This window comes from Bacteroidota bacterium (assembly GCA_018692315.1).
Classification (GTDB): domain Bacteria; phylum Bacteroidota; class Bacteroidia; order Bacteroidales; family JABHKC01; genus JABHKC01.
Window position 1 is genome coordinate 1 of record JABHKC010000021.1, and the last position, 15,573, is coordinate 15,573.

Here is a 15,573-nt window from a genome sequence, read left to right on the forward strand (position 1 = left end):
ACATGAACTCCATTTTTATTTAAAAAATTAATGTTTTTTATCAAAGCTTGCATTTGTCTGTATTACAGAATATTAACATCATTTTGCTTGTTTTTGTGAATTATGCAGGCTAAATATTTCTTCTGAAAAAATAACTGATACTAATGATGGCTTCATTGAGAAAGTAGTAAAATGCTTTGAAAATAAATATTCGATTTTATCTATTGCATTTTTAGTATTTAATTCATTACTAAATATTAGCTCATTATTTTTTTTGAATAGATCAAGTATAGTAATTAGGATATGAATTTTGCTATCAAAATGTCTGTAAATTGCTGGTTCGGTAATACCTATTTTTTTTGCAAGATTTTTTATTGTCAATCCTTGTATTCCTTTATTGGCAATTAATTCTAAAGCTACTTCAACTATCTCTTTTGCCTCTCTGTTTGCATTTCTACAGTTTCATTATTTAATAATTTCATAAATTAATTCGTTGCAAAGTTAGTTAGCATTTACTAACTTCCAAATTATTTTGTAATTTTTTTTCTATTTTCTTTAATAGTAAATGTATTTAGCTGAATTACAGACCTCATAAACAAAATGTTTATAGACGATTTAACGAGCAGTACGAAATTCTCGATTATTATGAAGATGAGGAGATTGAGGAGGAAGAATAGTATATGTAGTTTACTAACACTATGGCAATAATATAAAATATCTAAATATAATTTTTAATTTTGTAAACAAAATCTTTGTATTAGATTTTTTGAATATAGGCTTGAAAGTAAAAATATGATAGAATGAATAAATGGATAAAATTGAGTATAGACTATGCAAACCAGCGTTCTTATTTGGACGACTTATTTAAAGTTTATCCAACTATTCCAGATGGGATTAGAGATATAAATGAAGATGTTTGGAACGATGTTGAAAAAGCGTTTATAAAGAAAAACAATATCTTGTTGATTAAAGAACTACTTAAACTTGATTTATTCCCAATAAAAGATAGTTATATTGCTTATCTTAAGAGAGATAAAAATGCTATTGAAAGAAATCCTAAAACAATCAATCGGATTAGTGGTCGATTATACGAAATGGGATTAGATAAAATATTTGAAAGATGCTCAGAACCAAAAGAAACCAATCGACAAATTGGACCAATGTTTAAAGAATGGTTAAATACTAAGTCGTTGGGAATACAGCCAGTTTTATTAGATGATTTTTTATCGAATAATGATGATGCAATTCTTGACGCAAGCGATAATGCAATGATGAATTTTGCCAGCGAACATCTAAATTATAAACATGACAAAGGGCTTGATTTTGTGGCAAGGTTTAACGGAAAATATGTTATTGGAGAAGCAAAATTTTTGACTGATTTTGGTGGCCATCAAAATGCTCAGTTTAATGATGCAATAAATACAATAGAATCAAAAGGTGTTAAAGCTATTAAAATTGCTGTATTAGATGGTGTTCTTTATATTAAAGGACAAAGTAAAATGCACAAATCAATTACCGAACTTTATAAAAATCATAATATTTTGAGTGCATTGATTTTGCGTGATTTTTTATATCAACTTTAAATCAATTTCTTATGGAAAATATATTGATAAAAGGAGAAAATATTGAAGCCTTAGATTTGTTGATTAAAGATCGTAATCTTAAGGGTAAAATCGATTTGATTTATATTGATCCCCCATTTGCAACAAATGGAAACTTCACAATTACCGATGGTAGAGCTACCACAATCAGTAATTCCAGAAATGGTCAAATTGCTTATTCTGATAAAATTAGAGGAACTGAATTTATAGAATATTTGAAAAAAAGGTTGGTTTTATTAAGAGAATTAATTTCAACACAAGGATCGATATATTTACACATAGATTATAAAATTGGTCATTATGTGAAAATAATGATGGATGAAGTTTTTGGTATTGATAATTTCAGAAATGACATTACTAGGGTTAAATGTAATCCTAAAAACTTTAAGAGAGTTGGATATGGTAATATGAAAGATTTAATACTTTTTTATTCAAAAACTAAAAAACCAATTTGGAACGAACCAAAAGAGCCTTATAGCGAAAATGATAAAACTAAACTTTTTTCAAAGTTAGAAAATGGAGGTAGAAGATATACGACAGTTCCTATTCATGCACCGGGAGAAACTCTAAACGGTAAATCATCGCAGGCATTTAAGGGACTACTGCCACCAAAAGGACGACATTGGAGAACAGACGTTGAAACACTGGAAAAATGGGATAAACAAGGCTTGATAGAATGGTCTTCTACAGGCAATCCGAGAAAAAAAATATATGCTGACCAACAAGATGGTAAAAGAGTTCAAGATATTTGGGAGTTTAAAGATCCGCAATATCCAACTTACCCAACCGAAAAAAATCAAGCTTTGTTAGATTTGATTATTCAAACATCATCAAATCAAAATAGTATTGTCTTAGATTGTTTTTGTGGCTCGGGAACTACTTTAAAATCAGCACATTTGCTGAAAAGGAAATGGATTGGTATTGATAATTCTGAATTGGCAATTCGAGCTACCATAAATAAAATGGATACAATCGTTGCAGACTTATTTGTAAAAAAACCTGAATATGAATTTGTTGAAATGAAAGAAACACAACTTATTAATTCTCAGTTTTAACTTAATATCTCAAATATTGATATTGGTTTTAAAGAGAAAAAACTCACTTCTTCTGCTTCCTAAGCCAAATTTTATTTCCAACTTTTGGCTCGTTGCCTTTGGCCATAAGGTTTTTTTTGTATAGTTTGTCGAGTTTTATTCCATATTTTTGAGAGATAGAATACATGGTATCTCCGCTTTTCACTTTATGAAATTCGTATTTTTTGTCGGCTTTCGATCTTTTTGGCTGAATGTATAATTTTTGTCCTTCCACGAGTTTGGCGTTTGTGGTGGTTTCGTTATATTTTGTTAGTTGCCAGCTCATTAGTCCGAGGTCTTTACTGATTTTTGCAAATGTGTCTCCTTTTTTTACTACAATATATTTTACGCGATTGTAAGTTTTAATTTTTCTGCTTTTCGATGAAGAGGATAGTTTGTTTTTACTTTTTTTTGTCTTGTTTTTTGCAACTAATTCATTGTCATTCGATTGGTATTTCTCTTCATCAAATCTGTGAAGTTCGTTATCTTCAATTATTGTAATCAAAAGCTGAGGATATTTTGGATTTGTTGCATAACCGGCTTTTTTCAAACCTTTTGCCCATCCTTTATAATCAGTAATTTCTAAGTCGAACAAAGCAGAATATCTTGGTTTTTTCAAAAACTCACTATGGTCTTCGTATGATTCTTTTACAGAATTATATTTCCTAAAGCATTCGTGTTTTTTGTCATCGTCTTTATACATTTTTTTTCCTGTCCAACTGCTATGGCATTTTATACCGAAATGGTTATTAGCTTTTCGCCCAAGTTTGCTGTTTCCATTGTCAGATTCTAGCAGTCCCTGAGCAAGAGTTATGCTCGCTGGAATACCACTTCGTTTCATTTCTTTGATGGCAATTTCTTTATATTTCTCAATGTAATCATGTCGGGTAATTTTTTGCGAAAAAGCAAAAACTTGGATGGAAACTATTATTAATATCAAAAATATTCTTTTCATAATTTATTATTGTTTAATATCAAAATGGCTGCAAAATTCAAATTTCAATTAATTAAAACAAAAAAACTGCGGAATTATTCCAACTGCGAACGAATCTAATTTTGAACCGGAGGAAGAATATCTGTAAATAATCCCATTTTGAAGGTAATCTTTTGCATCAGAAAAATATATATCGGAATTTTCAGGATCAAGCCCTAAGCCATAGATATTGTTTTTGTTTGCCGAAATAAAATTTGATTTAGGTAAATTGTCATCATAAATAGACATTCTAAAAATATCTCCATCAGCAAAAAACAATGTATCTCTCACACCATTAGTATTCAAATTTGTTGGCGAAGAATTGGTTTCAGGGAAGAGAAATGATTTTTCAATTTCCATATTGGTAGGATTAAATCGAATTAATTTGGCATTCCCACTTTTCCCATAAATATTTCCGCAAAGTACCCATATTTTTTCATTTTTGTCAATTACGATACTGTTTGGTGCAGCTGAAGTTTCTAAAGAATCGATTATTAAATTAGTATAAACATCTATTTTTAAAATTTGATTACCTCCAATATTTGCTACAAAAAGTTCATTTTGGAAAAATAGCATTTGTTCGCACCAGCCATTGCAATTTATTTCCGATGCAATTTGCTTTTGTTCAAGATTTACAACTTGAATTGAATTGCTATACAAATCTGTTACATAGGCTTTTTCATTATTGATAACTTGAATATGTCTGGGAGAAACAAAGCCAATAATTGTTCCTACAGATTCGAAATTGTTGATTTTTACTATTTCAACTTTTTGCGAATTATTGATTACAATGCATGCCAGCGAATCGTAAATAGACATTGATTGAGCAACATCTCCGAGTTTTTTTAAGTTTCTATTATAAAAAATATGATTGCTAACTTCTTTCGAGTTTTTAGAATAAAAGGAAACCGAGCTATTTTCCCATTGAAAGTTTCCTTCATTTAAAACAAAAACTCCTTTATCGAATTTTTCAATTGTTGAAATATCATTTTCTTTTTCACAACTACAAAATACAAAAAACCATAATAGGAAAATTAGGTTTAAATATTGAAAATCAAAAGAATAATGTTTTGTCATTTGTTAATTACTTATTGAACATTGAGTGTTGAATATTTTTTTATTGAGCGTTTTTATATTTAAATCAATGAATAAACTATTCGAAAAACCATAATTTAAATATCTTTAGGAGTTGCCATTTCATTTTTAGTTTGTGAGTTTTTAATATGCAAATCTCTTTGAGGAAATGGAATAACAATATTATATCTTTTGAAATTGTCGTTTATCGTAAATCGAACATCACTTTTTATATTTTCAACACGAAAAGATTTATGTGTCCAAAAAAATAGTTGAAAATCGAGCGATGAATTTCCAAAATCATTAAATCTGACAAATGGTTTTGGCTCATTGGGAATATCTTTATGAAAACTTGCACAATCTAATAAAATGTGTTCCACTAATTTCACATCACTTCCGTATGCAACCCCAACATTTATAGAAAATCTGGTTTTTTTTTCAATATGACTCCAATTAATTACGTTCTCGTTTATAAATCGCGAATTTGGAATAATCATAACTATATTATCTCGTGTTTCAACGAGCGATGTGCGGAGTCCGATTAATTTCACTTTCCCCACAACATCGTCAAGTTCAACTATATCGCCAACTTTCAAGCGTCCTTCGAAAAGTAGAAAAACACCGGATACAATATCATTAAAAATTTGTTGGATACCAAGCCCCAAACCAACCAACAGAGCTGCCGAACTTGCAATAAGAATTGTAATATTTATCCCAATTGTGTCGAGCATAATACTGATAGCAATAACCCAAAGTGTATATCTCACAATTTGATATATGGAATTGCTTTTTTTAGCATCAATTTTAGCTTTCGAGGAGGTTTTTTTTAATAATTTTTTAAAAACTAGTTGTAAAATTCTGGTAACGAGAATTGTAGCAATAATTATTAAAACATGATAAATTGTGAGGTTAAAATTATCGGCTTCTATAATTTTATATTCTAAAATGTCTTTCATAAATATTTTATAAAAACATATATTAATTTGAAATAAATTCCTGTTCTAAAATTTCTGTAAGTTCGCTGTAATCTAATTTGGTATTCAGATTTCCTGATTTTATTACCGAAATATTTCCGGTTTCCTCAGAAACAATTACTACCATAGCATCCGATTTTTCAGAAATGCCAATTCCGGCTCTATGCCGCAAACCGAATTCGGGAGGCAATTCTTTTTCGGTGAGTGGTAAAACGCAGCGTGCAGCAAGAATTTTTTCTCCGCGAATTACTATTGCTCCATCGTGCAATGGGCTGGTTTTGTTGAAGATACTTACAATAAGCCTGCTCGAAGTAGTGGCATCTATAACATCTTTTAATTGAATTAAGGAAGATAATTTTGTTCGTTTTTCTATCACCATTAGAGCTCCTGTTTTCGATATCGACATTGCTCGACAGGCTTTAACAATAGATCGAACTTTAAGATTGTGCTGATCTTGTACTATATTTGGTAGCAATCTCGAAAAAGAAAACTTACTATTAGAAAAGTATTTTGTCCCAATCATTAGTAAAGCTCGCCGGAGTTCTTCCTGGAAAACAATGATCAGGGCTATTACACCAACTCCAATAAATTGCCCTAATATTGAGCTAAGTAGCTCCATGTTAAAAGCTTTTACTATGAGCCACATTAGGTAAACTAAAAATATTCCAATGAAAATATTTATGGCAACAGTTCCACGAATTAACATATATAACTGATAGAGCAAAAACGCAGTTAATAATACATCAAGAATATCGAAAAATCTTATTGAAATGAAAAGTGTGAGCATATAGCAGGAAATTTGAAATTGAAAAACAGAAATATGGCTTTCTTTTTTTTAGCGAGTTTTATTTTAAGAATTATGTACATTTTTAACTTGTAAATTTAAGAATTACTAATTTCTAAACTCGTATTTTTAAACATATTAAATATTTTGATTGTTTCTAAAGCTTCTTTTACATCGTGAACTCGCAGAATTGAAGCACCATTTTGCACAGCAATTGTGTTAAGCACTGTTGTTCCGTTCAGTGATTCATTTGGCGAAATATTAAGTAGTTTGTGTATCATCGATTTTCTCGAAAATCCCACGCAAATAGGTAATTCAAGAATTTTGAAATTATCTAATTTATCTAACAATTCGTAATTATGTTCAAGCGATTTGCCAAATCCGAAACCAGGATCAACAATTATATCGTTTACACCGAGAATTTTTAATTTGTCTACTTTTTCGCTAAAATATTTTAATATTTCATTCGATATATCTTTATATGTAGGATTTTTCTGCATGTTTTTGGGCTGTCCCTGAATGTGCATCAATATGTATGGAAGTTGTTTTTCTGCAATCGTTTCAAACATTTTGTTATCGAAAGTGCCGGCAGAAATATCATTTATAATAAAATCTCCAAAATTTTCTGTGATTGTTTCAACTACATTGGAACGGAAAGTATCGATAGAAAATATTGTGTCAGAAAAGTTTTTTCTAAGAATTTCCAAAACAGGCATAAGTCTGGTAAGTTCATCAGATTCTGAAATAAATTCGGAACCGGGGCGTGTAGAATTTGCTCCAATATCAATAATTGTTGCTCCTTCTTCGAGCATTTTTTCGGTATGAGATAGAATACTTTTTTCATTCGAATATTTTCCGCCATCGTAGAAAGAATCCGGCGTAACATTCAAAATTCCCATAACAATTGGCGACGAAAGGTCAATCAGTTGTCCATTGCAGTTGATAGTGTATGTATGTGAGAAAAAACTTTCTGAACTACTATAATTCAGTTTTTTGTTATTTTTTGCAATCAATTTTCAATTGTTAAAAAAAATTAAAATTATCTTCTATAATCTGCAAATTTAAAATATTTATAATTCACATATGTTTAATAATGGTACTTTTGTTTTTTATTTAATCATTTTTGAAGTGAGCAAAACGAACGAACAATTTGACGAAATAATAAAAATCTGTGAAGAGGTTTTTGTAAAAAAATTACAAGACTACGGAACTGCCTGGCGAATTTTGCGATTAAGTTCTGTTACAGACCAGATTTACATCAAAGCAAACAGAATTAGAAGCATTGAATTAATTGGCGAAAAGAAAATTGATGAAGGGCAAAAGGACGAATTTATTGGGATAATAAATTACGGAATCATCGGATTAATTCAGCTTGAATTAGGAATTTCTGAAAAAGCCGATTTGCCGATTAACAAAGCGAGAGATTTATACAAAAAAATCTTCCTTAGAGCCAAAAATTTGATGATTGATAAAAACCACGATTATGGCGAAGCATGGCGAAGTATGCGTGTAAGTTCATATACCGATTTGATTTTGATGAAAATAAACCGTACAAAACAAATTGAAAATAATATGGGGCAAACTTTGATTTCAGAAGGAATAGATGCTAATTATTTCGATATGATAAATTATTCTGTTTTTGCTCTCATAAAAATTGAATTGGAACAGGATAAGAAATAATTATGAATTATGAATGACTATTAGCTTTTAGCTATTTGCCTTTAGCCAACAACCAAAAGCTAAAATCTTACATGAAATAGTAAATAATAAATAGAAAATTAAAAAAGATGCGATTTTTAAGATTTATAAGCAGAATATTTATTGGAATTGTTTTTATTTATTCCGGATTTGTAAAAGGAATTGATCCGCTTGGCTCAACATATAAATTTATTGACTATTTTGAAGCCTTCGGTTTAGGATTTTTGGATTCTTTTGCTCTTCCACTAGCTATATTTTTAAGTACAGCAGAGTTTGTGATTGGGATTTCGATGTTTTTTGGAGTGAGAATGAAACATGCTACACTGGCAACCGTGTTGTTTATGGCAGTTTTTACTCCACTAACTTTTTATCTGGCAATAGCAAATCCTGTAACAGATTGTGGTTGTTTTGGAGATGCACTAATTTTGACAAACTGGCAAACTTTTTGGAAAAATATAGTAATTCTGATACCAACAATTTTCGCTTTTTACCAGAGGAAAAATTTTATTAAAAAATATAATTTCTTAGCCGAATGGTCAGTAGTTGTCATCTTTGTGATGATAATGACAAGTACTTCGATATTTTCGTACAAGCATTTGCCCATTATCGACTACCGACCTTATAAGACAGGAACATATATTTCTGAGGGAATGATCGTCCCTGAAGGTGCACCCATAGATGAATACGAAACAACTTTTATCTATGAAAAAGATGCGACAGAAAAGGAATTCTCGCTTAGCAACTTGCCCGATTCTACCTGGTCCTGGAAAGATACTAAAAACGAATTAATAAAAGAAGGTTATCACCCACCAATTCACGATTTCGATATTCAATCTATTTATGGGGAGGTAATTACGGATATAGTTTTGGCTGATGAAGGATATACTTTTTTGTTAATTTCATATGATCTTACAGAATCGGATATTTCCTCTCAACAAAAAATTAATGAACTTTCGGACTATTGCCTCGCTAACAATCACAATTTTATTTGTTTAACATCATCAACATCGGAGATTGATGACTTTGTTGATAATACTGGAGCAAACTACCAATTTTACAATACAGATGAAATTACCTTAAAAACAATTATCCGCTCAAATCCGGGATTAGTTCTGTTAAAAAGTGGTGTTATTCTCGGAAAATTTCATTACAACGACATACCGGAAGTTGAAGAATTTAATGATAATTTTCTGTCATATTTTCTCAAAAAATATAGACAAAAAAATGAAAATCTGTTTAGAATAAGCCTCGGTTTATCACTGTTTTTAGTTTTGAGTTTATTTGTTTTGATTAATTTTTTTAAGGTTCGTAAATAATTTAAAATCAATTTATTATATTGATTTTATAGTTCAAAAAAAATGAATGTTTTATTTTATAATCAAACGAATCCTATATGGAATATTAGTTTTATTTGGAGTTGTTTCGCTTGTTTTTTTTCTATTTAATTTATTGCCGGGCGATCCTGCAAGACTAATGCTCGGACAAAGAGCCGACAATAATTCTATTGAAATGATAAGGAAAGATATTGGTACGGATAGACCTATTCAGTGGCAATATCTTAAATATTTGAACGATGTTTCTCCACTTTCCATTTTTAATTTTAAGGATAAAAACAGCTATTTTTTTCTTGACAAAAAGAAATATAAAAAGCGTTTTGAACTATTCAAAATTTCTGATAATGTAATTATTCTGAAAGCTCCATATTTAAGAAGATCGTATCAGAGCAAAGAATTCGTTTCAGAAATAATTTCTTCTAGTTTTTTAAACACGTTCATATTAGCATTTTCAGCAATGTTTTTTGCAAGCATAGTTGGAATATTTTTTGGAATTATTGCAGCCATCAAAAAGGATAGTTGGTACGATAGGTCGTTGTTGGTTTTATCTGCATTTGGAATGTCCCTGCCATCATTTTTTGCAGCAATACTGGTTGGTTGGATTTTTGCTTTTGTTTTGGGAAAATATACAGGATTGAATCTGACCGGAAATCTTTATGTAATTGACGATTTTGGCGAAGGCGAATTTTTACAATTAAAAAATTTGATTTTGCCTGCTTTTACATTGGGAATTCGTCCATTGGCTATTATTTTGCAATTATCGAGAAATTCTCTACTTGAAGTTCTTGAGCAGGATTATATAAGAACAGCCAAAGCAAAAGGACTTAGTTATGTGCGGATTATTCGTAAACATGCTTTAAAAAATTCTTTGAATCCTGTATTAACATCAATTTCAGGCTGGTTTGCCTCATTGATGGCAGGAGTTGTTTTTATTGAATATATTTTTGGCTGGAAAGGCTTGGGATACATTATTGTAGATGCACTTAATAAATACGATTTGCCAATTGTAATGGGCTGTGTGATATTTATTTCGCTAATATTTATTTTGACAAATATTATTGTCGATTTGATTTATAAGAGATTAGATCCGAGAGTGAAATTAATGTAGCAAGGGATTAAAAAGAAAGCACAAAACCGGTTAGTTACAATATAGTTGCATCAAAGCCTGAGCATCTTTAATACCCAAATTATATGCATTATTTAAATCGTTGCAAGCTTCGTTAAACCTTTCTAATTTTATCAAAGCCCGACCACGGTTCATAAAAACAATGGCACTATTTGGATTTAAAGTTAAGGCTTTATTATAATCTTTAATAGCTGCATGATAATTTTGCTGATTGTAATAGCTGAAACCTCTGTTTATGTACGATTGTGCAAGCTTTGGTTCAATTTCGATACTTTTATTAAAATCAACAATAGCATTCCTAAAATCGCCTTGTCTGGCAAACGACAATCCTCTGTTCATATATGCTACAGGGTCTAGTGGCGACAGATTTATTACGATATTAAAATCTGAAATTGCATCATTGTGTTTCCCTAAGTTTGCATTTATTGCACCACGACTTAGCCATGTTTTTGGGTTATTTCTGTCCTTTTCAATAGCAATATTAAAATCTTTTATTGCTTCTTCCGGCTTGCCTTGAAAGTTTTTAACATTGCCTCTATTTAGATAAAGTTCAGCATTGTCAGGGGCAAGCGTTAGAGCTTTATTGTAATCTTGTATTGCATTTTTATAATCGCGTGCCTGTGTGAATGTTATCCCTCGATTTAAATAAAATTGATAATTCTTCGAATCCAAACGAATTGCTTTATTATAATCATTCAATGCTTTTTGGTATTCTTTCATTTCAAAAAAAGCATACGCTCTATTGCTCCATGCTTCTGGACTATTCTTATGTTTTTTAATGGTGTCGTCCCACAAACTGAAGCTATTTTCCCAAACTTTTGTTCTGTTTATACAAGCTACTGATAAAACTAAAATATAGACTGACAAAATAACCTTTGTTGTTAAAAGAATTTTCCTCTTTTTCTTTTCAATGAATAAATATAAATATGCAATCAATACAAAAATACCTATGGAGGAAATATATGAATATCTATCTGAAATAATGGAATATGTATTAGGGAAAAATTGCAGCAATAGAACAATATTTATCGTAAAAAAGAGCAAGCCAAAAGTTAGTAATTTGTCTTTTTTATAAAAATAAATTATTGAGCTCAATATTCCCAAAGATAATGCTGTCAAAATATAATAATAAAATGGAATTTGGTCGGGGTATGGATAAATTGCTGATAGATTGATTGGAATTATTAGTTTAAAAATGTATATAAAATACCCATATCCGGCATATATAAACTTCTCAAATACAGAATATTGTGTTTCTTCTCCTTCAGAAAAATAAATAGTAAAAATACCAAAAATTATAGCTAAGATTAGAAATGGAGCCTTTTCTAATATTACTTTGAAGGAAAATAGTTTTCGATCTAAGAAAAAATCTATTGCAATAATGCAAAGCGCCAGTGTAACAGCCTGAGATTTAACGAACAATGAAAAGACAAATAAAGCAAGTGAAATGAAATAAAATATTTTTGATTCTTCCTTTAAATATTTGATATATGTATTGATTGACAAAAGGAAAAAAAGCGAGTAAAGCAGGTCTTTTCTTTCTGTTATCCATGCAACTGATTCTACGTGCATAGGATGTATTGCAAATAAAAAAGCAACAATAATTGCAATTTTTAATTCTTTAAAAAGCATTTTGCATAACCAAAAAACTGCTATTGTGTTTATCAAATGTAATGCAATATTTATGAAATGGTAGAACCAAGCCTGATTTTTAGCAAAATAATAATCAATTGAAAATGATAGCATTGTGAGTGGTTGATACATTCCATTGAAAGTACTTGAAAATATTTTTTTTATACTTTCAAAAGACAGATTCCGGATTAATTGATTTTGAAGTACATATGAAGGATCGTCCCAATTTGTGAAACTTGCAAAAATTGCAGGATAAAAAGAAATAATACTTGTGATTAGAATTCCTGCCAGCCAAAAGTATGAGTATTTTAGGGCTATTAAGCTTTTGTGTTTTATTTGTGCAAATATTAAAGTTAGCAATGGAATACTAAATAATACAATAAATGATTTTGATAAATTTGGTTTTTCTGATCCTATCAAATCATTGAAAATAGAAAAATCTATTATAAGAATAATAGCAATGGCAATAAATGGAATAAATTTCTTCATAAAACATCTATAATTAAGCATGGCGAAATTACAAAAATTATTTAGGCCTACCAATATCGAATATTTAGTACAATATTAATTTTGCTTGTAAAATGTTAATACATATGATACAAATCTTATTATTTCGTTTTTTTTTGGAAATATTTAGTTACTTTGCATCAGAAATGGGGTGCTTAATTTTATGGCTGAGATCATACCCTTTGAACCTGAAACGGGTAATGCCGGCGTAGGGAACAAGATATGAACAACCTCATTACAATATTTGTTGAACTTAATTTTTGTTGTAATGAAAAAACTATTATTCGTTAATTTTTTATTTTTTTTGTTCTTTTTCGGATTTTCACAATCAAATATCACCGGTAAAATTACCGATGAAAAAGGAAATGCACTAATTGGAGCAAATGTGATTTTGGAAAATACATTCTACGGAACTTCCACAAGTTTAGAGGGAAAGTTTAGGTTTATAGATGTAAAAAATGGTGATTATAATTTGCTTGTTTCGTACTTAGGTTATAATGAATTTAGGAAGAAAATTTCTGTTTTGGTGGATATATCTGTTGACATAACTTTGAGTTCTTCATCGGTGTTGTCAGACGAAATTGTGGTTAAAGCGATTCGAATTTCATCAAAGGGATCATCATCATATACAAAAGTTAGCAAACAGGAAATTGAAGAAAACAACAACGGTCAGGATATTCCATACATTTTGGAATTGACTCCATCATTAGTTTCAAGTTCCGATGCCGGTGGTGGAATTGGATATACAAGTTTTCGTATTCGAGGAACTGACATGAACAGGATAAATATTACAGTGAATGGAATTCCACTGAATGATCCCGAATCGCACGGAGTTTGGTGGGTGAATATGCCCGATTTTGCAAGTTCAGTTGAAAATATACAAATTCAGCGCGGTGTTGGGAATTCAACAAACGGTTCGTCTGCATTTGGTGCTTCTGTCGATTTTCAAACAAATTCCTTGAATGAAAAACCATATGCAAAAATTAATTCTGTAGCCGGTTCTTTCAATACTTTTAAAAACTCTGTATCGGTCGGAACAGGTTTAATTGATAACAAATTTGTTGTTGAAACTCGGTTTTCGAAAATTAAATCTGATGGATATATTGATAGGGCATTTTCCGATTTACAATCGTTTTATCTTTCGGGAGCTTATTATGGAAAAAAAAGTATTTTCAGGATAAATCTAATGTCCGGGAAAGAGAAAACATATCAGGCTTGGTGGGGCGTTCCTGAAGAAGTTATTGATACAAACAGAACTTATAATTCATATTTTTATGATAATGAAACGGATAATTACCAACAAGATCACTTGCAGGTTTTCTATTCAAAACAAATAAATCAGAATTTGAATTTGAACCTTGCACTTCATTATACAAAAGGGGAGGGCTATTACGAACAATTTAAGGAAGCCAAAAAATTTTCTGATTATGGTTTAGAGCCAATTTTTGTCGGCAACGACTCAATAATTGAAAATTTGATGGGAATCAATCCGGAATATTTCGAAGACGGTTATATAAAACGTACCGATTTGATACGAAGAAAATATCTCGACAACGATTTCTATGGTCTAACATATTCTGTAAATTATAAAAAAAATCTTGTTGATGCTACAATTGGAGGATCCGTAAATACATATGAAGGAAAACATTTTGGGAGATTAATTTGGGCACAATTTGCAAGCAATTCAAGCATAAACCATGAGTGGTATAACAATGTTGGAGAAAAGTCGGACTACAATATTTTTGGAAAAATAAACTATCAGTTTGCCGAAAAACTGAATTTATACGGAGACTTGCAGTACCGAAATATTGAATATGAAATTAATGGAATTGATGACGATTTAAGAGATATTTCTCAAGAACATACATTCAATTTTATTAATCCGAAGATTGGCTTATTTTATGAAATTAGTAATAAGCAGAATCTGTTTTTGTCTTATTCAATAGCGAACAGAGAACCAAATAGGGGAAATTTTATTGATTTGGAACCAGGACAGGCCGAACCAAAAGCCGAAACTTTGAATGATTGGGAGTTTGGGTATAAATTTCATACTAAAGATTTTTCGTTTGGCTCAAATTTATTTTACATGAATTATAAAGATCAACTCGTATTAACAGGTCAATTGAACGATGTTGGAAATCCGGTAATGGAAAATGTTAAGGAGAGTTTCCGTTCCGGTATCGAAATTTCAATGGCATGGAAACCAGTTAGTAAGCTGAGATGGGATATGAATGCAACATATAGTCAAAATAAGATTTTAGACTATAGCGATAAAGTTGTAGATTGGGACTACTGGCCACCAGAATATGTAAGCACTGATTATGAAAAGACAAATATTGCTTTTTCGCCGGAAATTGTTGCTGCCAGCAAATTGTCGTATTCAATTTTTAAAGGAATGAATGTTTCACTTATTTCGAAGTATGTTGGCGAACAGTTTGTTGATAATACCTCAGATGAAAGTCGTAAATTAGATTCATACTTTTTAAATAATCTTAAAATTGGATATGTTCTTCAATCTAAGCTCATTGAAAAAATTGAAATTTCTGTACTTATAAATAATATTCTCAATGTTGAATATGAAAGCTATGCAAGTGTTTATCGTCAGTATTGGTCTGATTGGGAAACTGGAGATAGGTATTATTCTAATAATTTAACATATTTTCCACAAGCCGGAACAAATTTCCTATTAAGTTTAAAACTCAGTTTTTAGAATTGAGTTTTATTTTATGCTGTGGCTGTTTTGCAGAAATATGCAGAAATAAATCAGCGAAATCAGCGGAATATTTCGAACTTCACATATTAAAAAGAACAAGCAAAA

13 protein-coding genes and 1 riboswitch are annotated in these 15,573 nt (G+C 30.3%); of the genes, 6 read left to right on the forward strand and 7 right to left on the reverse strand.

Features of this window, described 5'->3' with window-relative positions; all coding sequences use genetic code 11:
- Positions 1-78: 78 nt before the first annotated feature.
- Positions 79-408, reverse strand: coding sequence for a TetR/AcrR family transcriptional regulator (locus tag HN894_01455; protein MBT7141974.1), 330 nt, complete (start codon positions 406-408; stop codon positions 79-81).
- 371 nt (positions 409-779) lie between these two features.
- Between HN894_01455 and HN894_01460 the strand changes: the two genes are divergently transcribed.
- Both HN894_01460 and HN894_01465 read left to right on the forward strand, forming a co-directional pair.
- The gene (locus tag HN894_01460) at positions 780-1,562 is read left to right on the forward strand and encodes a restriction endonuclease (protein MBT7141975.1); all 783 of its coding nucleotides are present in this window, start codon (positions 780-782) and stop codon (positions 1,560-1,562) included.
- A gap of 11 nt (positions 1,563-1,573) precedes the next feature.
- Positions 1,574-2,635 carry a site-specific DNA-methyltransferase gene (locus HN894_01465; GenBank protein MBT7141976.1) on the forward strand — a complete coding sequence of 354 codons (1,062 nt, stop codon included), beginning with the start codon at positions 1,574-1,576 and terminating at the stop codon, positions 2,633-2,635.
- Positions 2,636-2,678: 43 nt separating this feature from the next.
- Here the strand turns inward: HN894_01465 and HN894_01470 are convergent, their stop codons facing one another.
- The 5 genes from HN894_01470 to folP all read right to left on the reverse strand — a co-directional run bounded on the left by HN894_01470 (position 2,679) and on the right by folP (position 7,357).
- Positions 2,679-3,608 (reverse strand): LysM peptidoglycan-binding domain-containing protein, encoded by a 930-nt coding sequence (locus tag HN894_01470; GenBank protein ID MBT7141977.1) that lies wholly within the window; start codon positions 3,606-3,608, stop codon positions 2,679-2,681.
- A gap of 48 nt (positions 3,609-3,656) precedes the next feature.
- The gene (locus HN894_01475; GenBank protein MBT7141978.1) at positions 3,657-4,703 is read right to left on the reverse strand and encodes a hypothetical protein; all 1,047 of its coding nucleotides are present in this window, start codon (positions 4,701-4,703) and stop codon (positions 3,657-3,659) included.
- Positions 4,704-4,798: 95 nt separating this feature from the next.
- Positions 4,799-5,656, reverse strand: a complete 858-nt coding sequence (locus HN894_01480) for a mechanosensitive ion channel (GenBank protein MBT7141979.1) — start codon at positions 5,654-5,656, stop codon at positions 4,799-4,801.
- Between the two features lie 22 nt (positions 5,657-5,678).
- Positions 5,679-6,461, reverse strand: coding sequence for a TIGR00159 family protein (locus HN894_01485; protein ID MBT7141980.1), 783 nt, complete (start codon positions 6,459-6,461; stop codon positions 5,679-5,681).
- A 95-nt stretch (positions 6,462-6,556) separates the two neighbouring features.
- Entirely contained in the window at positions 6,557-7,357 is an 801-nt protein-coding gene (folP, locus tag HN894_01490; protein ID MBT7141981.1) for a dihydropteroate synthase, read from the reverse strand.
- 229 nt (positions 7,358-7,586) lie between these two features.
- Between folP and HN894_01495 the strand changes: the two genes are divergently transcribed.
- The 3 genes from HN894_01495 to HN894_01505 all read left to right on the forward strand — a co-directional run bounded on the left by HN894_01495 (position 7,587) and on the right by HN894_01505 (position 10,598).
- Positions 7,587-8,138 (forward strand): DUF1599 domain-containing protein, encoded by a 552-nt coding sequence (locus tag HN894_01495; GenBank protein MBT7141982.1) that lies wholly within the window; start codon positions 7,587-7,589, stop codon positions 8,136-8,138.
- Positions 8,139-8,245: 107 nt separating this feature from the next.
- Complete coding sequence (locus HN894_01500; GenBank protein MBT7141983.1) at positions 8,246-9,472, forward strand: DoxX family protein; 1,227 nt, start codon at positions 8,246-8,248, stop codon at positions 9,470-9,472.
- Positions 9,473-9,518: 46 nt separating this feature from the next.
- Complete coding sequence (locus tag HN894_01505) at positions 9,519-10,598, forward strand: ABC transporter permease (GenBank protein ID MBT7141984.1); 1,080 nt, start codon at positions 9,519-9,521, stop codon at positions 10,596-10,598.
- Positions 10,599-10,628: 30 nt separating this feature from the next.
- On the opposite strand, the gene HN894_01510 is transcribed toward HN894_01505, so the two are convergent.
- The gene (locus tag HN894_01510) at positions 10,629-12,737 is read right to left on the reverse strand and encodes a tetratricopeptide repeat protein (GenBank protein MBT7141985.1); all 2,109 of its coding nucleotides are present in this window, start codon (positions 12,735-12,737) and stop codon (positions 10,629-10,631) included.
- Between the two features lie 155 nt (positions 12,738-12,892).
- A riboswitch (TPP riboswitch) is annotated at positions 12,893-12,985 on the forward strand.
- 38 nt (positions 12,986-13,023) lie between these two features.
- On the opposite strand from HN894_01510, the gene HN894_01515 reads away from it, so the two are divergent.
- A complete protein-coding gene (locus tag HN894_01515; GenBank protein MBT7141986.1) occupies positions 13,024-15,465 on the forward strand; it encodes a TonB-dependent receptor in 2,442 nt (813 codons plus the stop codon).
- Positions 15,466-15,573 lie beyond the last annotated feature (108 nt).